A 25274-nucleotide genomic window follows, 5' to 3' on the forward strand; every position below is an offset into this window, starting at 1 on the left:
GCACACAGGCCGGGGTTTTCGTGAAGCAGGCGTGGTTTCAGCGTGCGTAGGTCATCAGCACGTCAGCAGCCGTCTGGCTGTCCACACCCATCATCAGGCTCAAGGCCATGACGGTAAGGATGGAAAAGCCAAACACTTTGCGTGCCCACTTGCTGTCATCTTCGGCCTTGTAGCCACCCCATGCCATGTACAGCCAGTAAAGGCCCATGGCAGCTGCCACGGCCATGTAGCCGAGGCCGGCGTAACCGCCGAGGGTGAGCATCAAGGTCGCAAGCACGAATGCCAGCACATACAGCACGATCTGTTTTTTCGCAGCCAGGATGCCGCGCGCCACCGGCAATACCGGAATGTTTGCGGCACTGTAGTCCTTGAAGCGGAAGATGGCGATGGCAAAGCTGTGCGGCATCTGCCACAGGCTGAACATCACCAGCAGGGTCACAGCCGCCAGGTCAAAGCTATTGCTGACAGCGCAATAGCCAATGACAGGCGGCATGGCACCGGACAGGCTGCCGACCAAGGTACCGTGCACCGATTTACGCTTGAGCCACAGGCTGTAGAAGCCCACATAGACCACGAAGCCGATCAGTGCGCAGTACGCGGACAAGGGGTTGGCCTGGACGTAGAGCAAGCTGAAACCCGCCACCCCAAGCAGGGTGGCATAGATCAGCGCGAGGGGCAGTGACATGCCACCCTGTACCATCACGCGGTTCTTGGTGCGCTCCATTTTCTGGTCGATGTCGCGGTCGATGCAGTTGTTGAATGCACAACCGGACGCCACCACCAGGGAAGTACCAACGACCACTGCCAGCAGCAGGGCAAAGTCCACATGGCCCTTCGCGGCAAGGAAGAAACCGCCTGCCACGGAAAGCACGTTACCGAAAATGATCCCCGGTTTGGTGATTTGGATAAAGTGCTTAACGGACATGCAGTCTTACCTCACTTGGCCAGCATTTCGGCGTGGATGCTGAACATGATCCACAGCGACAGGCCAACCAGCAGCGCGATCACCATGACGGTGAACAGGAACGTCGATACGTTGTTGCGTTGCCCTTTCGAGCGGTCCATGTGCAGGAAGTACACCAGGTGTACCACCACCTGGATCACGGCCATGGCCACAACGACCAGAACGGTCAGGTTCTTCGGCAGGCTTGGGAACATCACCAGGCCGAACGGGATCGCGGTCAGGATGATCGACAGGACGAAACCGATCATGTACGACTTGACGCTGCCGTGGCTGCCTTCGTGATGAGTGTCGTGTGCGTTAGCCATTACAGAACCCCCAGCAGGTAGACGACGGTGAATACGCAGATCCAGACCACGTCCAGGAAGTGCCAGAACAGGCTCAGGCAGCTCATGCGGGTCTTGGCGGTCGGCGTGATGCCGTGCTTGTTGATCTGGTACATCATGATTGCCATCCAGATCAGACCAGCCGTCACGTGCAGACCGTGGGTGCCCACCAGGGCGAAGAAGCCCGACAGGAAGCCACTGCGGTTCGGGCCGAAGCCTTCGCCGATCAGGTGATGGAACTCGTAGATTTCCATCGCGATGAAGCCTGCACCGAACAGGAAGGTCACAGCCAACCAGCCCAGGACGCCTGCCTTGTTACCGGCGAACATCTTCAGCATGGCGAAGCCGAAGGTGATCGAGGACAGCAGCAGGAACAACGTTTCAACAGCTACGAAATCGAGCTGGAAGATGTCATGACCCGACGGGCCGCCGGCAAAACTGCCGGACAGCACCGCGTAGGTGGCGAAGAGCGACGCAAACAGGATGCAGTCGGTCATCAGGTACAGCCAGAAGCCCAGTACGGTCATCTGGCCCGAGTCGTGGTGGTGATCGTCGTGCCCATGGTCGTGACCATGAGCACCGTGCATTACTTGACTGGACATTGATTACACCCGCTCAAACGATTCGACACGTGCGCCGGCAGGCAGAGCACCTGCATTGGCCAACGCTTTCATGCGCTCGCCTTCGATGCGCGCCACTTCTTCGGCCGGAACCATGTAGCCCTGGTCGTCACGCGCAGCGTGGCGAACGAAGACAGCGATGGTTGCAACCAGGCTTGCGCCGACCAGCCACCAGATGTGCCAGATGAAAGCGAAGCCGAAGATGGTCAGGAACAGACCCATGAACAAACCGGTAGAGGTATTGCTCGGCATGTGGATCGCTTCGTACTTGCCCGGCACCTTGTAGGCAACACCGGCTTCCTTGGCTTCGTGCCAGGCATCCAGGCCAACCTTCTCAGGCATGTGGGCGAAGTTGTAGAACGGAGGTGGCGAGGAAGTCGACCATTCCAAGGTACGGCCGCCCCATGGGTCGCCGGTCACGTCCAGGTTCTGGTGACGATCGCGAACCGATACGAACAGCTGGATCAGCTGGCAGGCGATACCGAACAGGATCAGCACGGCACCAACCACGGCCACGTACAGGTAGGGTTCCCACAGTGGGTTGTCCGAGTGGTTCAGACGACGGGTCATACCCATGAAGCCCAGTGCGTACAGCGGCATGAACGCCACGTAGAAGCCCGAGATCCAGAACCAGAAGGCAGCCTTGCCCCACTTCTCGTTCAGCGTGAAACCGAAGGCTTTCGGGAACCAGTAGGCGAAGCCGGCGATGTAGCCGAATACCGCACCACCGATGATCACGTTATGGAAGTGGGCGATCACGAACAGGCTGTTGTGCAGCACGAAGTCAGCACCCGGTACAGCCAGCAGAACGCCGGTCATGCCACCGATGGAGAAGGTGATCATGAAGCCCAAGGTCCAGAGGATCGGCGCGGTGAAGCGCAGACGGCCCTGGTAGATGGTGAACAGCCAGTTGAACAGCTTCACACCCGTCGGGATGGAGATCAGCATCGTCGCCAGGCCGAAGAAGGTGTTGACGCTGGCGCCGGCACCCATGGTGAAGAAGTGGTGCAGCCAAACCGCAAAGCCCAGAACAGCGATCGCACCCGATGCGTAGATCATCGCGTGGTGGCCGAACAGACGCTTGCCGGCGAAGGTGGAGGTGACTTCCGAGAACACGCCGAAGGCCGGCAGGATCAGGATGTAAACCTCAGGGTGACCCCACGCCCAGAACAGGTTGACGTACATCATCGGGTTCCCACCAAGCTCGTTGGTGAAGATATGGAAGTCCAGATAACGGTCAACGGTCAGCAGTGCCAGTGCAGCGGTCAGGATCGGGAACGAAGCCACGATCAGGACGTTTGCCCAGGTGCAGGTCCAGGTGAAGATAGGCATGTCCATCAGCTTCATGCCAGGTGCGCGCATCTTCATCACGGTGACGAGGAAGTTCACGCCTGTCAGTGTCGTACCCAATCCTGAGAGCTGTAGCGCCCAGATGTAGTAGTCGACACCCACGCCCGGACTGTACTGAATGCCCGCGAGCGGCGGATAGGCAACCCAACCGGTCTTGGCGAATTCACCAACGCCCAGCGAGATGTTCACCAGCAGCACGCCTGCCAGCAGCAGGTAGAAGCTCAGGGAGTTCAGGAACGGGAAGGCCACGTCACGTGCACCGATCTGCAGAGGAACCGCAAGGTTCATCAGGCCGGTGAAGAATGGCATCGCCATGAAGATGATCATGATCACACCGTGGGCGGTGAAGATCTGGTCATAGTGTTCAGGCGGCAGGTAGCCTTCGGAACCACCGGTGGCAACAGCCAGCTGGGTCCGCATCATGATGGCGTCGGCAAAGCCGCGCAGCAGCATGACCATCGCGACGATGATGTACATCACCCCGATTTTCTTGTGGTCGACGGTCGTCAACCACTCGGTCCACAAGTAGGACCACTTGCGGAAGTAGGTGATTGCACCAACGACAGCGATACCACCGAGCGCGATTATGGCGAGTGTCACCATGACTATCGGCTCGTGATAGGGTATCGCCTCCAGGCTTAATTTACCGAACATCTCTTACTCCTCTGCACCGGCAGCTGGTTGCATACTCGATTCCACACCCTTGGTAGTGGCCAGGTCTTTGCTGCCAGCTTCTTCGTGGCTCGAACGACCGCGGTTCATGCCTTCGTACTTGTCGACGATTAGCTGGAACTGGTCAGGCGAGGCCTCGCTATACAGCGTGACTGGGTTGTTTTCGCTTGGTTTGGCCAAGGCTTCGTATTCGGCCTTGTCCAGCTTCTTCGGCGACTGCTTGACTTCGGCGACCCACTTCTCGAAGTCTTCCTGGGACGTGGCAGTAGCCTTGAATTTCATGCCGGTGAAGCCAGCACCGCTGTAGTTGGCGCTGATACCGTCAAACACGCCGTTTTCGTTGGCGATCAGGTGCAGCTTGGTGGTCATGCCCGCCATGGCATAGATCTGGCCACCCAGGCCCGGGATGAAGAACGAGTTCATCACGGCGTCGGAAGTGACGCGGAAGTTGACCGGGGTATTGGCCGGGAAGACGATCTTGTTGACCGTGGCGATACCTTGTTCCGGGTAGATGAACAGCCACTTCCAGTCTAGCGCGACGACGTCGATCTGCACGGGCTTCACGTCGGAATCCAGAGGACGGTACGGGTCGAGCTTGTGGGTGGACTTGTAGGTCACGTAACCCAGCACGATGATGATCAGGATCGGGATGATCCACACCGCAGCCTCGATCTTGGTCGAGTGCGACCAGTCCGGGGTGTAGGTGGCTGCCTTGTTGGAAGCGCGATACTTCCAGGCGAACACCACGGTCATGATGATGACTGGCACGACGACCAGCAGCATCAGGCCGATTGCGATCAGGATCAGGTTCTTTTGCTCAATGCCGACCTGTCCCTTCGGGTCGAGCAGGGTCCAGTTGCACCCACTGAGTAAAAGCATGCCTAAAAAGGGCAATATGCCAAACAGTCTGGGGTAACGCTTTTTACTCATCTCACGACCTCTAGATCAGCTTGCTTCAATGCAATTGGTGTTTGATAGCCAACACTTCGTCCAACCAAGTGAGGCATTGCGCGCCCGTACCCGCTCCTGCCTGGGCCCGACTGCAGGACCTTGGCTTCAAGCGAGTTAGCGGTGCTTTTGGTTTCGTAGGCAAAGGCCTGTATAGCAGACCAATTCCATTTGGTGCGGAAAACGCGGAGGGGGGTCCGCCCGGTATCGCCGTCGGGCGAAACTTGACGAAGTCAGCAAAAAGGAGCGCTGGGGCTTCCTTCAATCCTGCGACTTGCAAGCAGTGCCGAACGGAAATTGGGGGCGATTGTAGATAGGTCGCCAACCCTTGACTATGACTTATTGAGCAACAGTCCTTTACAGGTTCTGTAACAATAGCGCCGAAAAATTCAACTTCGCGACACTTTGTCGCACCCCTGGCTATAGCCCTGGAACCCGCATTCAGCAAGGGCTACAGCTTGATCTGGATCAACTTGCCAGGGGTTTTCGTACCTCGATGGAGCCCGCGAAAACCTTGTCGTATTCAGGGACTTTTGTCTAAGGACGGCGACGGTTGCGGTAGATGCCAAGTGGCACCAGCAACGCCGTCAGGACGAAGGCGATCAATGCCCATTGCGCCAGTGAAAGGCCCAGCACCGGTGGGTAAGGCGTGCTGCAGAAACCATCCACCTGAAACGCCAGCGGCCAGACCTTGGCCAAGGGCAAGTCATCGACGATGGGCTGCAGGGTATCGATGCCACAACTGACCATGGGGTTGGCGAGTATATACACATGGTTGCCGGCTGCAATGATTCCGCCAATGGCGCTGACCACGACCAGTGCCTCGAAGAAGGTCAGGCTGCGTCGCCCGGGCATGGCTGCAGCCAGGAATGCGAAGACGGCGATGAACAGGAGCGCATAGCGCTGAAGAATGCACAACGGGCATGGCGCCTCGCCCAGCACCACCTGCATGTAGAGAGCGCCACCGATCAGCGAAACGCAGATCAGGCCCAACAGTACCAGAAAGCGCCGTTCCCGATTCAGGCGCGATGTTTGATCATTCATTGCCGGTTCCTTGGATGGATAGTCGCAGCGTAGTCCGCCAGCTTGGCGCAATTCTACACAGACGCCGGTGGCCTGGGCGCCCCGCCTTTCATGGATAGATACTCCTGGCGACAATGGGGTGTGGCTCAGACCGGGCGTTGGCAGAACGGTTCAACGAGGGGGCAGCAAAAATTGAAGCTGCCGGACAGGCCGCCGTTGCCGCCTGCTTATCGTTCAGCAGGAGTGAATGGCAGCTGGGTTAATGCAGGATTAACGCATCAGGCAAGCATCGCCCTGGCGGATTTCCCCAACACAGCAAGGGGCTGCTATGCAGCCCCTGACGGCCGACCTTCGGCGTGGCCGTTACGCTTCTTTATATATAGTCACTAGGCACTAAGGCCCTTACACCAACGCCGCGGCCGGCCCGAAGAACTCGTAGCGGGTCTGCCGCTCGGGTACGCCCAGGGCCAGAAGCTGACGTTTGACCGCGGCCATGAAGGGCTTCGGCCCGAGGAAGTAGACGTCCACGTCGCGTTCACGAGGGAGCCACTCGCCCAGCAGATGCTGGTCCAGCAAGCCCACGGCATTGGCGTGGGCGGCATCATCCGCTTCGGCGTAGCAGTAGAAACGCTTGAGTTGCGGGTGCTGCGCTGCCTGGGTGTCGAGCCACTCGCGAAACGCATGCACCTGCCCGTTGCGCGCGCAGTGAATGAAGTGCACCGGCCGGCCGGTCGGCAAGGCCGCCTCTAGCATGGCCAGGGTAGGCGTTATGCCCACGCCCCCGCTGATCAGCACCAACGGCTTGTCACTGGCGGCCAGTGTGAAATCACCGGCTGGTGGGAACAATTGGAGGGTGTCACCTACCATCAGGTGGTCATGCAGGTAGTTGGAGACCGTGCCACCCGATTCGCGTTTGACGCTGATCCGATATTCACCACCGTCGCACAACGCGGAAAGGGAATAGTTGCGACGATGCTCTACACCATCGATCATCAGCCTCAGGCCGATGTACTGCCCAGGTTCGGCCTTGAGCACTGGCTTGCCGTCCACTGGGGTGAAGTAGAAAGAGACGATTTCGCGGCTTTCCTCCACTCGCCGTGCCAGTCGGAACTCGCGGGTCCCTCGCCATCCGCCGTCGGCCTCTTCTTTTTGCTTGTATAGGCTTTCTTCAGCATTGATGAGAATGTCTGCCAACTGGCCGTAGGCTGCGCCCCAGGCGTCGATCACCTCGGCCGTGGCAATGTCCTTGCCCAACACTTCCTCAATGGCCCGCAACAAGCAGCGGCCAACGATCGGGTAATGCTCGGGCAGGATCTGCAACGCCACATGCTTGTTGATGATCTGGCCCACCAGACCGCCCAACTGTTCGAGCTGGTCGATATGACGGGCATACATCAGCACGCCATTGGCCAAGGCACGCGGCTGGTCACCGCTGGCCTGGTGCGCCTGGTTGAACAGTGGACGTACCTCGGGGTACTCGTTGAGCATCATTTGGTAGAAATGAGTGGTCAGTGTCTCGCCGCCGGTTTCCAGCAATGGAACGGTGGCCTTGATGATCGCACGTTGTTCGGCATTGAGCATTGCAGCAACTCCTGAGCCATGGGCTTCGAATGATGCCTGGGTCATTTCACCATTCGTGCCAAGTCCTGGGCCCTGCAAATTCGGGGCCTTCAAGCCCTAGCATGTCGAAATGACACACGATGGCTTATAGTCAATTAGACACACAGGAGTCCCTATGACTGCCAAGCCATTGCTTACCGCCTTGCTGCCACTGGTCAGCGACCTGTCCCGCGACCTGCCCGATCAGGAGCGCTATCGCCGTTTACTGCAAGCCATGCGCAGTCTGCTGCCCTGTGACGCTGCCGCCTTGCTCCGGCTCGATGGCCAATGGCTAGTGCCCTTGGCCGTGGACGGCCTGAGCCCAGATACCGTTGGCCGTCGCTTCAAGGTCAGTGAGCACCCACGTTTTCAGATTCTGTTGAGCAGCCCCTCCCCTACCCGCTTTGCCAGCGACTCCGAGCTGCCGGACCCCTACGATGGCCTGGTCAATACGCCGGACGTGGACCTTGAGGTTCACGACTGCATGGGTTGCCCCTTGATGGTCGATGAGCGCCCGTGGGGGCTGGTCACCCTCGATGCCCTGACGCCCGGCCAGTTTCAGAGCCTGGAGCTCGACGCCTTGCAAGCCTTTGCCAGCCTGGCCGCTGCCACCGTGACCGTGGCCGAGCGGATCGAACGCCTGGCCCTGCGCGCAGAAAACGAGCATCAGCGAGCAGAGGTGTATCGCCAGGCCAGTGGTCAGGACCGAGAGCTGATCGGCCAGAGCCCGGCCCACAAGCGCATGCTGGAGGAAATCCGATTGGTGGGCAGCAGCGACCTCACCGTGCTGATCACCGGCGAGACCGGGGTGGGCAAAGAGTTGGTAGCCCAAGCCCTGCACCAGGCGAGCAGCCGCGCCCACAAGCCGTTGATCAGCCTGAACTGCGCAGCGCTGCCCGACACGCTGGTGGAAAGCGAGCTGTTCGGCCACGTGCGCGGAGCCTTCACCGGCGCCCATGCAGAGCGCCGAGGCAAGTTCGAACTGGCCAATGGGGGCACGCTGTTTCTCGACGAGGTAGGCGAGTTGCCGCTAGCCGTACAAGCCAAGCTGCTGCGCGTGTTGCAAAGCGGGCAGTTGCAGCGGCTGGGCTCGGACCGCGAACACCACGTCGACGTGCGCCTGATCGCCGCCACCAACCGCGATCTGGCCGCCGAGGTGCGCAGCGGGCGATTGCGTGCCGATTTCTACCACCGCCTGAGCGTATATCCCCTGCATGTCCCCCCTCTGCGGGAACGAGCACGCGACGTGCTACTTCTGGCGGGCTACTTCCTCGAACAGAATCGCTCACGCCTGGGCTTGAGCAGCCTACGTCTGGACGCGGACACCCAGGCTGCACTTCTGTCCTACGACTGGCCGGGCAACGTGCGTGAACTGGAGCATCTGATCGGCCGCTCGGCGCTCAAGGCGTTGGGCCGACAAACGGTACGTCCCAGGATTTTGTCCTTGACCGCTGCCGACCTGGATCTTCAGCCACTTGCTTCGCTGCCTGCACAGCTCGCCCCCGCCCATGAAACGGCGGTGCCGGAACTGGGTGCTGGAGGCCTGCGCCAAGCGCTGGACACCTACCAACGCCAGTTGATTCAGGCCTGCCTGGATCAACATCAGGGCAACTGGGCAGCCACCGCAAGAGTGCTCGAACTCGACCGCGCGAACCTCAGCCGCTTGGCCCGGCGGCTGGGCATTCGCTAGGGATGCCTCACAAAAGGATTAACCCAGAAAGCCTCTGGTTGGTCTGAACACGGCTGCTATATCTCCTAAACGCCCACGCCTCGACTGACCGGTCGAGGCTGCCGCATCGCGTTCCAGAGGACCTGGTGCAGCAATGCCGGCCGCATTCAGGCCGGGGGGGATCAGTCGACCAGCAGGGAGCACTTCATGGAAAACATCGTCGTCGCCGATAAGCAGTCCGCCGTCGCCACCCAGAATGCCTGGGGCAATATCACTCTCAATGGCCCAGGCGTCGTGCAGATGCCCGTCGCGCCCGACCAGGTCGCCACCGTCACGCAACGCGGGCAGGATTTGATCGTCACGCTCAAGTCCGGCGAAAAGGTCACCATCGGTAATTTCTTCGCGGTGAACCAGGCAGGCGTCGGCAGCGACATGGTGTTCGTCGGCGAAGACGGCACCCTCTGGCAAGCCGAATACAATGCTCAGGCTTTCACCGGCTTCACCTTCAACGAAGTGGCTTCTCTGGACGAACTGGTTGCAGGCATCGGTACGGCGGGCGACGCGATGCCGACGTGGGCCATCGCAGGCTTGGGATTGCTCGGCGTGGGCGGCGGCGCGGCGGCGGTGGGCGGCGGTAGTGGCGGCGGCGGTGGTGGCGGTGCAGTACCTGACACCACGGCACCGGCAACCCCCATCGACCTGCTGGTTTCCCCGGATGGCCTGCGCCTGTCGGGGCGCGGTGAAGCGGGTGCGATCGTGAACATTCGCGATGCCGCTGGCAACCTGCTCGGTACCGGTACGGTCGCGGCCGATGGCAGCTTCGATATAGCGCTCAACGCCCCCCAGATCAACAACGAAAACCTGCAGGTGACCTTGACCGATGCAGCCGGCAATGTGTCTGCACCGGGCACCGTGACCGCGCCCGATGCGACCGCTCCGCTGGCGCCGACCGAACTTGCCATCGACGCTCAGGGTACAACGCTCACAGGCCGCGCCGAGCCCGGTTCCACGGTGTCGGTCAGAGGGGCTGACGGCGTGCTGCTGGGCTCGGCCACGGCTGGGGCGGACGGCTTGTTCAGCATTACCCTGCAACCGGCACAGACAGCGGGCCAGGCGTTGCAGGTCACGGCCGAGGATGCAGCGGGCAACACGTCCGCCGCAGCTGGTATTGTGGCTCCAGTGGTCGATGGCACCGACACCACCGCTCCTGATGCGCCCGTGGCGCTCGTTGTCTCCGCTGATGGCACGCGCCTGTCGGGCCGCGGCGAACCCGGCACCACGGTCAACGTCCGCGACCCTGCCGGCAATGTGATCGGCAGCGGCGTGGTGGGGGCCAATGGAGCCTTCGAGGTGGTGCTCACACCGGCGCAGCTTGATAGCCAGAACCTGCAAGTCACCCTGACCGACGCCGCTGGCAACGTCTCTGCACCGGGTGCCGTCGTTGCGCCAGACCTCACGGCGCCGCTCGCACCGACCAACCTGGCCGTCGATGCCCAAGGGGCCACCCTGACCGGGCGGGCCGAACCTGGGTCTACCGTTTCGGTACGCGGCCCTGGCGGTGCGTTGCTGGGCACCGCCATCGCGGGCGCCGACGGCCTGTTCAGCATCACGCTGCAACCCCCGCAGACCACTGGCCAGGCCCTGGCGGTGAGCGCTACCGACGCAGCAGGCAATACGTCGCCGGCAGCCAACATCACCGCGCCCTTGGTCGATGGCGGTGACACCACACCGCCGGATGCACCTGTGGACCTGGTGGTCGGCCTAGCCGGCACACAGTTGAGCGGCCGCGGCGAAGCCGGCACCACCGTGCAAGTGCGCGACGCGGCAGGCAACCTGCTCGCCACGGGCACCGTTGGTGCCGATGGCACCTTCACCGTCAGCCTGGACCCCGCCGTCAAGGACGGCAGCAGCCTCCAAGTCACCCTGACTGACGCGGCAGGCAACACTTCGCCGGCCGCCAGCGTGGCATCGCCAGACCTCGTGGGGCCTGCGCAACCCACCGACCTCGCCCTGGCCGATGGCGTCACCTTCACCGGCCGCGGTGAGCCGGGTGCTACCGTGCAAGTGCGCGATGCCGCCGGCACCGTGATCGGTACAGGCACCGTGGGCGCAGACGGCGCCTTCAGCATCACCCTCTCCCCTGCCCAGGCCAACGGCCAGGCACTGGACGTACGCCTGGTCGATGGGGCAGGCAATACCTCGGCGCCCTTGCAGTTCGACGCCCCTGACATCACTCCGCCAGAAGCGGTCACCAATGTACTGGTCGGCCCTGGCGGTACCGTCATCGGTGGCCGAGGCGAGCCAGGTGCAACGGTGGAGGTGCGCGATGCGAACGGGACCCTGCTGGGCAGCGCCGTGGTCACTGCCAACGGCACCTTCCTGGTCAACCTCGACCCCGCCGTGCAACCCGGCGAGCAACTGAGCCTGGTGCAGACAGACCCTAGCGGCAACGCCTCGCCCGCCGTCGACTACGAAGTGCCCCTGACCCCAGCCCTGGAAAGCCCAGCCAACCTGGCGGTAAACGCCGACGGCACCGTGCTCACCGGTACTGCCCCGGCAGGCTCACGCGTCGAAGTGCGCGATGCCAGCGGTGCGTTGGTCGGCAGCGTCATCGCCAATGCCGACGGCAGCTTCAGCATCGACCTGAACCCGGCTCAAGCCAATGGCGAACTGCTGAATGTGGTGGCCATCGCCGACGATGTGTCGTCACTGCCCGCCCAGGTCACCACCCCCGATATTACGGCCCCCGCCGCTCCCGCAGAGCTGGCAGTGAGCGCCGACGGCACCGTGGTCACGGGCCGCGCCGAGCCGGGCAGCACCGTGCGCATTCTGGCCGCTGACGGCACCGAGCTGGGCTCGGCGGTCGCCGGCGCCACCGGCGTGTTCAGCATTACCTTGAACCCTGCCCAAGTGGACGGCGAAGTGCTGCAAGCCACTGCCACCGATCCATCGGGCAATGCATCCCAGGCCAGTTCGGTCACCGCGCCGGACATTGACGGCGGCGGCGATACGGCGCCGCCTGAAGCGGCTTCCAACCTGGTAGTGGGTGTGGCGGGTACCCAGTTGAGTGGTCGCGGTGAAGCCGGAGCCACGGTCCAAGTGCGCAATGCGGCCGGTGACCTGATTGCAACCGGTACCGTGGCCGCCGATGGCACCTTTACTGTCAACCTGGACCCCGCCGTCAAAGACGGTAGCGACCTGCAGGTCACGCTCACCGATGCCGCTGGCAACGTGTCCGAGGCCGCGACCGTTACCTCCCCTGACTTGATCGCCCCGGTACAGCCAACCGAACTGGCCTTGGCTGGCGGCGTGACCCTGACTGGCCGCGGTGAAGCAGGTGCGACCGTGCAGGTCCGTACCGCAGCCGGTACCCTGATCGGCTCGGCAATTGTTGGCGACGACGGCCTGTTCACAGTCACCCTCTCCCCTGCCCAGGCCAACGGCCAGGCATTGGACGTAAGCCTGGTCGACGCAGCGGGTAACACGTCTGAGCCGTTGCAGTTCAACGCCCCGGACATCACGCCACCCGAAGGCGTGACCAACCTTCTGGTCGGCCCAGGGGGTACCGCACTCAGTGGCCGTGGCGAAGCCGGTGCCACGGTTGAAGTGCGTGACATCGATGGCAACCTGCTGGGTCGCGGCGTGGTTACCGCCAACGGCACTTTCCTGGTCAATCTCGACCCTGCCGCGCAGCCCGGTGAGCAACTGAGCCTGATCCAGGTGGACCCCAGCGGCAATGCTTCGATCGCCGTGACATTCGCGGTGCCAGCGACCAATCCGCCCGCCAGCCCTGCTGAACTGGCACTGTCAGAAGACGGTACCGCCCTGACCGGTACCGCCCCGGCAGGTACTCGGGTAGAAGTGCGCGGCGCGGACGGTGCGTTGCTGGGCAGCGCAGTCGCAGGCCCTGACGGCAGCTTCTCGGTCGTATTGACACCCGCGCAGGCCAACGGCGAACTGCTCGATGTGGTCGCGATCGACGGTGCAGGGCTTTCTTCCCTGCCCACCCAGATCATCGCCCCGGACATCACTGCGCCTGCAACGCCAAGCGAACTGGCCGTCAATGCCGACGGCACGGTGCTCAGCGGACGTGGCGAGCCAGGCAGCACTGTGCGCGTGCTGGCAGCCGATGGCACCACGGTGTTGGGCAGTGCAGTGGTCGGCGCCACCGGCAGCTTCAGCATCACGCTGAACCCGCCGCAGGTCGACGGCGAGGTCTTGCAGGTCACGGCCACCGACGCGGCGGGCAACACCTCTGCTGGGGGCAATGTCACAGCGCCCGACATCGACGCCGTGGACAACACGCCGCCTGCACCTGCCACGGGCCTGGCCATCAACCTTGCCGGCGCGCAACTGAATGGGCGCGGCGAGGCTGGCGCCACCGTGCAGGTACGCGATGGTCAAGGCAACCTGTTGGCCAGCGGCACCGTCAATGCCGACGGTACCTTCCAGGTCACCCTAGACCCTGCGGTGAAGGACGGCAGCCCCCTGCAAGTCGTGCTCACCGATGCCGCCGGCAACGCCTCCACCCCAGCCACCGTGGTCAGCCCCGACCTGCTGGCGCCTGCCCAACCAACCGCGCTTGCCCTTGAAGGCGGCGTCACGCTGACCGGTCGCGGCGAGCCTGGCGCAACGGTGCAGGTACGCACTGCTGGCGGGGGCGTGATCGGCACCGGCCTGGTCGATGCAAACGGCAACTTCAGTATCACCCTGGCACCCGCGCAGGCCAACGGCGAAGCACTCGATGTACGCCTGGTAGATGCCGCCGGCAACACCTCGACCCCGCTGCAGTTCGAAGCGCCGGACATCACGCCGCCGGCTTCGGTAAGCAACGTGGTGGTGGGTAACGCCGGCCTGACCGTGGCCGGTCGAGGCGAAGCGGGCGCGCGCGTAGAAGTGCGCGATGCGAACGGTAGCGTAATCGGCAGCGGCATCGTGAGTGGCAACGGGACCTTCCTGCTCGAACTCAACCCACCTGCCCAGCCCGGCGCACGCCTGAGCCTCGTGCAGACCGACCCAAGCGGCAATGGGTCCGAACCGCTGCTGTTCGACGTTCCTCTGGTTCCGGCCCCGGCCAGCCCGAGCGATCTGGTGGTGGCCGAGGACGGCACCAGCATCAGCGGCACGGCCCCGGCAGGCAGCCAGGTGCAGGTACGCGATGCCGATGGCAACGTAGTCGGCAGTGTGGTGGTAGGCGCCGGTGGCACATTCACCGTCGTGCTCAACCCGGCTCAGGCGAACGGCGAATTGCTCGACGTGGTGGCCATCGATGGCGCCGCAAATGCCTCCCTGCCTGTGCAGGTGACGGCGCCGGACATCACGCCACCGGCCATCCCCGGCGAGCTGCAAGTCAATGGCGACGGCAGCATCGTCACGGGGCGCGCCGAAGCTGGCAGTACCGTGCGCGTGCTGGCCGCTGATGGGGTCACTGTGCTGGGTTCGGCCGTAGTGGGTGCGACCGGTGTCTTCAGCATCACCCTGAATCCGCCACAAGTGGCCGGCGAGCAGCTGCAGGTCAATGCTACCGACGCCGCCGGCAATGCCTCATTGCCGGGCTCGGTCACTGCGCCTGTGATCGACAACGGCGGCGACACCACGCCGCCGCAACCTGCCACCGACCTGGTGATCAGCGCCAATGGCGCCACCGTTTCCGGGCGCGGCGAAGCCGGCACCACTGTCCAAGTGCGCAACGACCAGGGGCAACTGCTGGCATCCGGCACAGTACAAGCCGACGGCAGCTTCGTGGTGCAGTTGCAGACGCCGGTGATCGACGGCTCGGCGCTCCAGGTCACCCTCACCGATGCAGCGGGCAACATCTCCGTGCCAAGCTCGCTGGCCGCCCCTGACCAGGTGGCGCCGTTGCAACCGGCCAACCTGGCGCTGGAAAACGGCGTGACCTTGAGCGGTACGGCCGAGGCCGGCGCGCGCGTTGAAGTGCGCGACGCCGCCGGCACCCTGATCGGCAGCGCCATCGCACAGCCCGGCGGCACCTTTACCCTCACACTCGACCCGCCCCAGGCCAACGGTCAGGCCCTGTCCGTGACCGTCACCGACGCCGCAGGCAACAGCTCGGTGCCGCTAGGCTATGTCGCCCCCGACATCACGCCGCCGGTACCGGTCAGCAACGTGCAGGCAGGTGCGGGAAGCCTTGCCGTTGCAGGCAGGGGCGAGCCGGGCGCCACCGTGCAGGTGCGCAATGACGAGGGCCTGGTCATCGGCACGGGCACCGTCGCGGCCAACGGCACCTTCGTCGTCAACCTCGATGCGCCGTTGGTGGCCGGCCAGGCCATCACGCTGGTGCAGACCGATGCAGCCGGCAATGTCTCCACGGCGATAGACGTCACCGTTTCGCAAGCCCCCGTACCGGCTAGCCCGACCGACATCGTGGTGGCTGGCGACGGCACCTCGGTCAGCGGCACAGCCCCTGGCAACAGCCAGGTGGAAGTGCGCGATACGCAGGGCAATGTCATCGGCACCGTTCAGGCCAACCCTGACGGCAGCTTCACCGTGGGCCTCACACCGGCCCAGGCCAACGGTGAAACCCTGGATGTGGTCGCCATCGATGGCGACGGCACCCCTTCGTTGCCCGTGCAAATCGTCGCTCCCGACATCACGGCCCCCAATGAACCTACCGATCTGCAGTTGAGCACCAACGGCAGCGTGTTGACCGGACGTGGCGAGGCAGGGGCCACGGTGCAGGTCACCGATGCCGATGGCAACGTGCTCGGCACGGCTCAGATCGGTGCCAACGGCGTCATCAGCGTGCAACTGACGCCGCCGCAGACCGATGGTCAGACCCTGGAAGTCACCGTGCGCGATGGCGCAGGCAATACCTCGAGCGCCACCGTCACGGCGCCCGATCTGGACGGCCCGTTGCAGCCTTCCGCGTTGGCTATCGACACCGCGGGTATCCATCTGACCGGTGTAGGTCAGGTCGGCTCGATCATTACCGTACGCGACGCAGACGGCGCTGTGCTGGGCAGCGCAACCGTGGGCGCCGACGGACGCTTCGACGTCACCCTGTCCGCTGCCCAGCGCAACGGCGAAAACTTGAGCGTGGAAGCCACCGACAACCTGGGCAACAGCGCAGGCCCGGTACCCTTCACTGCGCCGGATACCACGCCACCCCAACTGGTCGCCGACGCCGTCATCAACGGCGCAGGCAGCGTGGTGAGCGGCACTGGCGAAGCCGGCGCCACGGTGACCGTGCGCGGCCCGAACGGCGCCGTATTGGGCTTTGCCCAAGTAGGCGACAACGGCGCATTCTCGGTCACGCTCGACCCCGCGCAGACCAATGGCCAGGTGCTGAGCGTCGAACAGCGCGATGCCGCCGGCAACCTGTCCCAGGCCGTCGACCTGACTGCACCAGACAATGAACCGCCGGCCATCCCCGGCACCCTGCTGGTGTCCGCTGATGGCACCGTCGTCACGGGCACGGGCGAGCCCGGCGCACAAGTCACGGTGACCGGCGTCGCCGGCATCGTGCTGGGCACTGCCGAGGTCCAAGCCGACGGCAACTTCAGCGTTACCCTGGTACCGGCGCAACTCGGTGGCCAGGCGCTATCAATCACCCAAACCGACCCTGCCGGCAACGCCTCCGTTCCTGGCACCTTGACGGCGCCTGACCTCGAACCGCCTGTGGCGGCTGTTGGCCTCACGCTCAATGGCGCAGGGAATGTACTGAGCGGCCGAGGTGAGGCCGGGACCACTGTCGAGGTCCGCGATGTCGCCGGCAATGTGCTGGGCAGCGTCGAAGTAGGGGTCGATGGCAACTTCGAAGTCCCTCTCACCCCTGCACAAACCAATGGTGAAGTGCTGTCGGTAATCCTCATCGACGCACAGGGCAACCTGTCACCTCCAACCACGCTCACGGCTGACGACAGCACTCCACCGTCAACCGCCACGGGTCTGGTCATCACCCCGGGCGGCACTGCCATCCAGGGCGTTGGCGAACCTGGCGCCACGGCAGAAGTACGTGCCGCTGACGGCACCGTGCTGGGCAGCGTCGTGGTGCCTGAGGGCGGCAATTTCATCGTCCCCGTGTCACCTGCGCAGCTCGATGGGCAAGTGCTGGACGTCGTGCTGATCGACGGTGCCGGCAACGTTTCGTTGCCCGGTCAGGTCACCGCGCCGGACATCACCCCACCTGCGCAACCCACTGGCGTTGTGGTCAGCGAAGACGGCACCACCGTCACCGGCAACGCACCTGGCGCCCAGACCGTCACGGTACGCGACAGTGCCGGGGGCCAAGTCACTGTCCCAGTAGACGCCGACGGCGGCTTCAGCGTGACGCTGCCCACCCCGCAGAACAATGGAGAGACGGTCACCGTCGTGGTCACCGATCCGACTGGCAATGCGTCGGCGCCGATCAGCGTGACAGCACCGGACAACACCGATCCGCTGCCAGCTACCGATGTCAGCGTGAGCCCCGATGGCACCACGGTCGGCGGCACGGCCGAACCTGGCAGCACGGTGGTCATCCGCAATCCTGATGGCTCCGAGCGCGGCAGTGAAACGGCAGGCCCGGACGGCACCTTCGTGATCCCGGTCGACCCGCCCCTGAGCACGGGCGAAACGGTCGACGTGGTCGTGATCGACCCGGCCGGCAACGCCTCCACCGAAGTACAGCTGCAAGGCCCGACCGGCAACGAAGTCGCGGCCCCAAGCAACCTGGCGATCAGCGACGACGGCTTCCTGCTGACCGGCCAGGGCACCGTCGGTACCTTGATTACCGTGACATCCGCCGGTACCACGTTGGGCACGGCGACGGTTGGCACCGATGGCATCTTCCGCGTGTTCTTCCTCAATGCCCAGCTCAATGCGCAGAAATTGCAGGTCACCGCGCGAGCGACGGCAGGCGGTCAGCCCTCGGTGCCAGCCACCGTGGTCGCCGAAGACACCACACCACCGGATGCACCGACAAACGTGGCCATCGACCGGATCGGCAGCACCTTGACCGGCCAGGGCGAAGTGGGCGCCACCGTGCGCGTCAGCGATAGCCTGGGCAACTTCCTGGGCAGCGCGACCGTGGGCAGCAATGGCCTGTTCACGATCAACTTCGTTCCGCCAGTGGCCAATGCCCAGAACCTGATCGTGACCCAGGCGGACGCGGCCGGTAACGTGTCATTGGCCGCGACCTTGCAAGCCCCCGATCTGCAGGCACCTCTGGCTGCCGACAACCTGAGCCTGAACAACGCGGCCACGGTCGTCAGCGGCCAGGGTGAGGCCGGGGCGCTGGTGACGATTCGCGATGCCAGCGGCGCGGTACTGGCCACCGGTACCGTCAACCAGAGTGGCCAGTTCCAGATCACCCTGCCCAGCGCCCAGACAACCGGTAGCGCGCTGCAGGTCACCCTCAGCGATGCAGCCGGCAACGTGTCGGCACCGGCCAGCCTGGCCACGCCAGATCGCACACCGCCGGCAGCCGTGAGCGACGCGCAGTTGAGCGGCGATGGCCGGCAGCTGTCCGGCAGCGGTGAACCCGGCGCTACCGTGCAGGTGCGCAACGCCTCCGGCGCCGTGCTGGGAACGGCGACTGTGGGTGTGGACGGCCGCTTTACCGTGGTGTTCGATACGCCCCAGGCCAATGGCCAAGCCATCGGCGTCACCCAGGTCGATGCCGCCGGCAACACCTCGGTTGCCGTCAACCTCACCACGCCAGACCTCACACCCCCGGCCGCCCTGACCAACGTGGTGCTGAACAACAACGGCCTGACCCTGACCGGCCTGGGCGAAGCAGGCGCCACCGTCAGCGTACGCGGGGTCGACGGCACCATCCTCGGTACAGGACTGGTCGCGGCCAATGGCAGCTTCACCCTGACCCTGGACAGCGCGCAGCTCAACGCGCAGCGCCTGAGCGTCACCCAGACCGATGCGGGCAACAACACATCGGTGGCGGTTGCCGTGACTGCGCCGGACTTTACGGCACCCGACGCGCCGATCGACCTGCTGCTCGCCCCTTCAGGCCTGCAAATGACCGGCAGCGCCGAAGCAGGCAGCACGGTGACCGTGCGCGACAGCGCCGGCAACGTGCTGGGCACGGCAGTCGCCGCTGCCAACGGCACCTTCCAGATCACCCTCAATGCTCCCCAGACCAACGGTCAGGCCTTGCAGGTGACCGCCACCGACGCTGCCGGCAATGTCTCGACCGCTGCGCCCTATACCGCAGCGGACACCACGCCGCCAGCTGCCGTCAGTAACCTGGCCGTGTCCGCCGACGGCGCGAGCCTGGTAGGCACCGGTGAGGCCGGCGCCACCGTGCGCGTCAGTGCAGCCGATGGCAGCCTGATAGGCACAGCCCTGGTCGCAGCCGACGGTCGTTTCAACGTCAGCCTGAGCCCTGCGGCACTGGTGGGTGAAACCCTCAGCGTGGTGCAAGCCGATGCAGCGCAGAACGTATCGCCTGCCCAATCGATCAACGCCCCTGGGCCCTTGGCACCGGCAACCCCGGCAGACCTGGTCCTGGCAGCCGACGGGCTATCGGTATCGGGAACGGCAGCCAGCGGCACCACCGTCAACGTGTACGGCACCAATGGGCAACTCCTGGGCAGCAGCCCAGTGGCCAATGACGGCAGCTTCACGGTCAACCTTGGCAGCGCGCAGGCCAACGGCGAAGTGCTGCTGATCGCCGCCACTGGCACCGACGGCGCGGTTTCGCTACCTGCCACGCTGCAGGCGCCGGACACCACGGCGCCGCTGCCGCTGACCGGCCTGGTGCTGTCTGGCGATGGCCTGGTCGTGACCGGCCGCGGCGAGCCGGGCGCTACCGTGACCATCACCGGCGAGGGTGGTATCGAACTCGGCACCGCCGTGGTCGATGCCGCTGGCAACTTCAGCGCCACGCTGGCGACGGCACAACTGGACGGCGAGCTGCTCAATGCCAGCCAGGCCGATGTGGCCGGTAACGAATCGAACAGCGTCAGCCTTACCGCGCCAGACCGCACCGCGCCAACACCTGCACAGGACCTGGCGTTCGCTGGCGGTGGCAGCCTGCTCAACGGTACAGGCGAGCCAGGCGTCACCGTGCGGGTGATCGCTGCCGACGGCAGTGTGCTGGGTACCGACACCGTGCGCGTCGATGGCACCTTCCAGGTCAACCTCACGGCGCCTTAGGCCAATGGGCAACAGGTCCAGGTGCTGCTGACCGACGCCGCCGGCAACCAATCGGGCGCCAGCGTCATCACCGCGCCCGACACCACGCCGCCAACCGCACCGGCGGAGCTGGCGGTTTCCAGCGACGGCGCCACCATTACGGGGCGCGGCGAAGCCGGCGCAGAAGTGACCGTCACCAACGCAGCGGGTGAGGACATCGGCAGCGCCATCGTCGATGCCAGCGGCAACTTCACGCTGACCCTCGACCCGCCGCTCACCAACGCCGAGGTGCTGAGCTTCACCCAGGCCGATGCGGCCGGTAATGTCTCGCCGATCGCCACCTTGCAAACGCCTGACTTCACCCCACCAGAGCCATTGACTCAGGTGGCAATCAACGCCGATGGCAGCGTGGTCACCGGCTTGGGTGAGCCGGGATCCACGGTAACCGTCAGGGATGCAGCGGGCGTGGCGCTGGGCACGGGCACAGTCCTGGCAGACGGCAGCTTCCGTGTGGACCTGTCGCCGGCTCAGGTCGATAACCAGGTGCTATCCGTGCTGCAGGCCGACCCACCTGGCAACGTCAGCGAGGCGGTCACGGTGCAGGCGCCCGACCTGACGCCGCCAGCAGCGGCGACCGAGTTACGCCTCAATGCGGCAGGCGACACCCTAGGTGGCGTCGGCGAAGTGGGCGCCACCGTGCGGGTGTTCGTGGGCACGACGCAGATCGGCACGGGAGTGGTGAGCGCCGCAGGCACCTTCACCATCGCCCTGCAAACCCCGCAGCTCAATGGCGAGCGGTTGCAGGTGACCCTGACCGATGCTGCCCAGAACGTCTCGCCGGTCAGCACCCTGACTGCCCTGGACATCACGCCCCCTGAAGCGGTGGTGGCGACCATCAACAGCAGCGGCACCCAGGTGGTCGGCACAGCCGAAGTCGGGGCGCGCGTGACGGTGCTCAACAGCCAGGGCGACCTGGTCGGCCAAGTGGTCGTCGCCGCTGACGGCCGCTTCGTGGTGGCACTGACGCCGGCACAGATCAACGGTGAAGTGCTGACACTCATCGCCCAGGATGCCACCGGCAACCCATCGCCCGGCGTGGAACTGCAAGCACCTGACCTCACCCCACCGGTGCAGCCGGGTGACCTTGTGCTCAATGCCACCGGCCAGACCCTCACCGGTACGGCCGAAGCCGGCACCACCATCAGCGTGCGCGGGCCGGACGGTGTCGAAGTCGGCACCGCCCAGGTAGCGGCGGGCGGTGCCTTCACCGTCGCCCTGAACCCAGCCCAGAACAACGGCCAGCTTCTGACCGTGGTCTCCATCGACGCAGCAGGCAACGCGTCGATCCCGGCCACCTTGCTGGCCCGGGATACCTCGCCGCCCGGTGCCGTTACAGACCTGGCGGTGGACAACACCTTCACCGTGATCACAGGCCGTGGCGAGCCAGGCGCAACCGTCACCATCAGCAAAAACGGGACGGTGATCGGTACCGGTGAAGTCAGCGACGCCGGGACCTTCCAGATCGTCACCAGTCCGCCTGCCGGCTCAGTGGCGTCGCTGGTGGTCTACCAGACCGATGCGGCGGCCAATACGTCTGCCAGCATCACCTTCGTCACGCCGTTGGCACCTCCTCCGGTACCCCCTACCAACGTCGTGCTGGCCAGCGATGGCCTGACCTTGTCGGGCAATGCGCCTTCGGGAACGGGCATTCGGGTATACGATGCGGCGGGCAACCAGATCGGTGTCGGCGGCGCCACCTTGAACGGCACGTTCAGCCTGCAACTGACGGCCGCACAACTCAACGGGCAGCAACTGACCGTCACGGCCGTTGCCTTGGTTGGCGGCGAGTCGCAGCCAACCTTCGTGGTGGCGGCAGACATCACCCCGCCTGCAAACCCGGTCATCGCCGCGCTGTCGAGCAATGGCCTGGTACTGACCGGCACCGGCGAAGCGGGCGCGACAGTGACCGTGCGCAGCGCCGGCAATGCGGTGCTGGGCACCGGGCAGGTCAACGCCGCCGGCGAGTTCAGCATCAACCTGAACGCACCGCAGTTGAACGGCCAGGTGCTGACCGTCAGCCAGACCGACGCGGCGGGCAACGCCTCTGGCAACACCGCCTTCACCGCGCCTGACGTCCAACCACCTGCTGCGCCGACCAACGTGGTGGTCAACGGTGCGGGCACCGTACTGACCGGCAACGGTGAAGCAGGCGCTACCGTTACCGTGCAAGGCCCAGGAGGCCAGGTCGGTACCGGTGTGGTGCAGGCCAACGGCACCTTTACCATCGCCCTGAGCTCACCACAGAACGATGGGCAACTGCTGGTGGTACGCCAGACCGATGCCGCCGGTAACCTGTCCGGCAGCGCCAGCGTGCTCGCACCCGACACCACGCCGCCTGCCGCGCCGATTGCCACCATCAACCCCACCGGCACCGCCGTCAGCGGCTCGGGCCAGGTCGGCAGCACGGTGCAGGTGCGTAACAGCGCCGGCACCGTGCTGGGCACTGCCACGGTCGGCAGCAACGGTTTGTTCGTGGTCAGCCTGGCGGCTGCGCAGATAGACAACCAGGCGCTGTCGGTTACGCTCACGGACGCTGCAGGCAACGTTTCGACGCCCACCGCGTTGACGGCGCCGGACTTCACCCCGCCAGCGGTCGCCGGCAACCTGCAGGTCAATGCCGACGGTACCAGCCTGACCGGTACTGGCGAGCCCGGCGCCACCGTCACCGTGCGCAGCGCGACCGGCACGGTGCTGCAAACCGGTACCGTGCAGCCTAACGGCAGCTTCACCGTGGCCTTGAACCCACCGCAGGACAATGGCCAGCTGCTGTCGGTGACCTTGAGCGACCCACGCGGCAACGTGTCGGGCAACGTCACCGTTACCGCGCCCGATGTGGACGCCAATGCACCGGTCATCGCCAGCGACAACCTGGCCACTGCCGTGGTCAACCTCGCACCCGTCGTCAGCAGCCGCACCTACCAGGACTCGTTCAGCACCCTGCTGGCAGGCTTCAGCAAGACCTTTACCTGGACAGTGGGCGCAGGGACAACGGCGGACCCCACGCTGACGCTCAACACGGGCAGTGCCTTGGCCTTGCTGGACAACGCCACCTTCACCTTGCAGGTGAAAAATGCCAGTGGCGCCTGGGTGACGCTGGCCACCGGCAACAGCCAGGGCCTGCTCGACCTGGTATTGCTGCCGCTGGGCCAAGGCCTGCGCGTGGACATCGGCGAGCTGCGTGCCGGTGACTACCGGCTGACCGTGGGCAGCGGCGGCATCGGCCTGCTGACCACGGTCAACACGACGTTGCAGGTCGATACCACCAGCCTGACCCAGTTCACCGGTACAGGCGCTGCAACGTCCGGCAACGTGGTCACCGACGTGGGTATCGATGGCACTACCGATGCGCGTGGGCCGGACAGCGACGCGGTCCTGCAGGTGCTCAAAGGCGGGAGCTACGTGACCGCTGGCAGCGCCACCACGGTGCAGGGCCAGTACGGGACGCTGGTGATCAGGGGCGATGGCAGCTACACCTACACCCCCAACGGCAGCCCGAGCAGCGTCGGCAAGGTGGATGTATTCAGCTATCAACTGGTGCATCCGAACGGCAAGTCCGACACCGCCAACCTGTACGTGCGCATCGACAGCCCTCAAGCCACCGAGGTGTGGAGCAACACCAACTACGCAGCGCCAGCCACCGTGGTGGATGCGGTGAACGACGTCGACAACACCAACATCAGCCTGGTGAACCTGCAAACCAGCAGCACCACCACGTTCTCACCGCTGTCCTTGCCGGTGCTCGGTACCCGCTCGGCCACCTACACCACCACCGTGGCAGCCAACACCACTGCTGATGTACAGGTCGTGCTCAACTCCACCAACCTGCTGACCCTGCTCAACGGCACCACGCTCGAGCTGCTCAAGCTCAACCCGGCCACCGGGCAGTACGTGACGGTGCAGACAGTGGGTGGTGGCTCATTGGTGACCCTGCTGGGCGGCGGTGCGGGCTACACCTTCCAGAACCAGGGCGCCGGCACCTACCACGTGCGGGTCACCGCAGGCGGCATTGGGCTGATCAGCTCGCTGACCACCACGGTCAATGCCACGGCCACTCACCTCAACGAGTTCGTGGTGGGCAGCTACACGCCGGTCACCGGCAACCTGCTGACCGACGGCGCGGGCGCCGACAACCTGGGCTCGCCCCTGACGGTGCTGAGCGTGCTGACGGCGGCGAACACCTTCACCATCCCGGGCTACAACGGGGCCATCGTCCAGGGCAACTACGGTACCTTGGTGGTACAGGCCGACGGCAGCTACGCCTATACCCTCGATGCCGGGCTAAGCGCGTCGGTGATCGGCCAACGGGAAGTGTTCACCTACGAGCTGACCCACCCCAACGGCACCACCGACACCGCCACGCTCACCATCAACCTTGACCCAGTCACCGGCTTTGCCGCCACCGCTGCGATCATGGCGGACACCGGTGAGGAGGGCGCGGCGCTGGCCAGTGTCGCCGCAGTCGCTGCCAGCGAGGTAATCGCCGGCACCGATGGCGATGACACGCTGGTGGCCAGCACCGGTAGCGCGGTCACGCTTGAGGGGGGCGCGGGCAACGATACCCTGGTCATCAGCGACCAGGCCTTTGCCAGCATCAACGGAGCAAACGGGAGCGACACCCTGCTCTGGAATGGCGGCGATGCCAGCATCGACCTGGGCAACCTGGTCGGGCGGGTGCACGAGATCGAAACCATCGACCTCAACGACACCAGCGCAGTAACCCTGACATTGACCCTGGCCGATGTGGTGGCGGTCACCGACAGCGCCAGCGACACGCTGATCATCAAGGGGGACGAAAGTGACTCGGTTCACATGACCGACACCTGGAGCAAGGTGGGGAACCAAACTGCCGACGGTATCGACTATAACCAATACACGGCCCAGGAGGATCCGAGTCACCACTTGTGGGTGCAAAGCGGTATCCATGTGGTCTGAGGCCGCTGCAAACCCGCCGGGTA

Annotated in this window: 8 protein-coding genes and 1 pseudogene; 2 read left to right on the top strand and 7 right to left on the bottom strand. The window is 64.6% G+C overall.

The window, feature by feature from the left end:
- Positions 1 to 37 precede the first annotated feature (37 nt).
- The 7 genes from cyoE to hmpA all read right to left on the bottom strand — a co-directional run bounded on the left by cyoE (position 38) and on the right by hmpA (position 7481).
- On the bottom strand, positions 38 to 925 hold the full coding sequence (gene cyoE / locus ACF8E5_RS12470) for a heme o synthase (RefSeq protein ID WP_023533464.1): 888 nt from the start codon (positions 923 to 925) through the stop codon (positions 38 to 40).
- An 11-nt stretch (positions 926 to 936) separates the two neighbouring features.
- Positions 937 to 1269 carry a cytochrome o ubiquinol oxidase subunit IV gene (gene cyoD, locus ACF8E5_RS12475; RefSeq protein ID WP_058606015.1) on the bottom strand — a complete coding sequence of 111 codons (333 nt, stop codon included), beginning with the start codon at positions 1267 to 1269 and terminating at the stop codon, positions 937 to 939.
- On the bottom strand, positions 1269 to 1889 hold the full coding sequence (cyoC, locus tag ACF8E5_RS12480) for a cytochrome o ubiquinol oxidase subunit III (protein ID WP_058606014.1): 621 nt from the start codon (positions 1887 to 1889) through the stop codon (positions 1269 to 1271). Before cyoC ends, cyoD begins: the two co-directional genes overlap by 1 nt.
- Before the next feature lie 3 nt (positions 1890 to 1892).
- Positions 1893 to 3911 (bottom strand): cytochrome o ubiquinol oxidase subunit I, encoded by a 2019-nt coding sequence (gene cyoB, locus ACF8E5_RS12485; RefSeq protein ID WP_058639706.1) that lies wholly within the window; start codon positions 3909 to 3911, stop codon positions 1893 to 1895.
- Positions 3912 to 3914: 3 nt separating this feature from the next.
- Positions 3915 to 4859, bottom strand: a complete 945-nt coding sequence (gene cyoA / locus ACF8E5_RS12490; protein WP_058606012.1) for a ubiquinol oxidase subunit II — start codon at positions 4857 to 4859, stop codon at positions 3915 to 3917.
- 555 nt (positions 4860 to 5414) lie between these two features.
- Positions 5415 to 5921: a disulfide bond formation protein B gene (locus ACF8E5_RS12495; RefSeq protein ID WP_023533466.1), complete on the bottom strand. Its 507-nt coding sequence runs from the start codon at positions 5919 to 5921 to the stop codon at positions 5415 to 5417.
- 381 nt (positions 5922 to 6302) lie between these two features.
- A complete protein-coding gene (hmpA, locus tag ACF8E5_RS12500) occupies positions 6303 to 7481 on the bottom strand; it encodes an NO-inducible flavohemoprotein (protein WP_078479084.1) in 1179 nt (392 codons plus the stop codon).
- A 154-nt stretch (positions 7482 to 7635) separates the two neighbouring features.
- Here hmpA and norR point away from each other — a divergent pair, with 154 nt between their 5' ends.
- Both norR and ACF8E5_RS12510 read left to right on the top strand, forming a co-directional pair.
- Positions 7636 to 9189, top strand: coding sequence for a nitric oxide reductase transcriptional regulator NorR (gene norR / locus ACF8E5_RS12505; RefSeq protein ID WP_145257145.1), 1554 nt, complete (start codon positions 7636 to 7638; stop codon positions 9187 to 9189).
- Between the two features lie 186 nt (positions 9190 to 9375).
- A pseudogene (locus tag ACF8E5_RS12510) lies at positions 9376 to 25251 on the top strand (BapA/Bap/LapF family large adhesin).
- Positions 25252 to 25274 lie beyond the last annotated feature (23 nt).

Origin of the sequence: Pseudomonas sp. WSY_20, from assembly GCF_043104335.1 — a bacterium.
GTDB classification, from domain to species: domain Bacteria; phylum Pseudomonadota; class Gammaproteobacteria; order Pseudomonadales; family Pseudomonadaceae; genus Aquipseudomonas; species Aquipseudomonas parafulva_B.

Coding starts and splice junctions, on each gene's coding strand:
- cyoE (WP_023533464.1), bottom strand. CDS start 925: ATGTCCGTTAAGCACTTTATCCAAATCACCAAACCGGGGATCATTTTC.
- cyoD (WP_058606015.1), bottom strand. CDS start 1,269: ATGGCTAACGCACACGACACTCATCACGAAGGCAGCCACGGCAGCGTC.
- cyoC (WP_058606014.1), bottom strand. CDS start 1,889: ATGTCCAGTCAAGTAATGCACGGTGCTCATGGTCACGACCATGGGCAC.
- cyoB (WP_058639706.1), bottom strand. CDS start 3,911: ATGTTCGGTAAATTAAGCCTGGAGGCGATACCCTATCACGAGCCGATA.
- cyoA (WP_058606012.1), bottom strand. CDS start 4,859: ATGAGTAAAAAGCGTTACCCCAGACTGTTTGGCATATTGCCCTTTTTA.
- ACF8E5_RS12495 (WP_023533466.1), bottom strand. CDS start 5,921: ATGAATGATCAAACATCGCGCCTGAATCGGGAACGGCGCTTTCTGGTA.
- hmpA (WP_078479084.1), bottom strand. CDS start 7,481: ATGCTCAATGCCGAACAACGTGCGATCATCAAGGCCACCGTTCCATTG.
- norR (WP_145257145.1), top strand. CDS start 7,636: ATGACTGCCAAGCCATTGCTTACCGCCTTGCTGCCACTGGTCAGCGAC.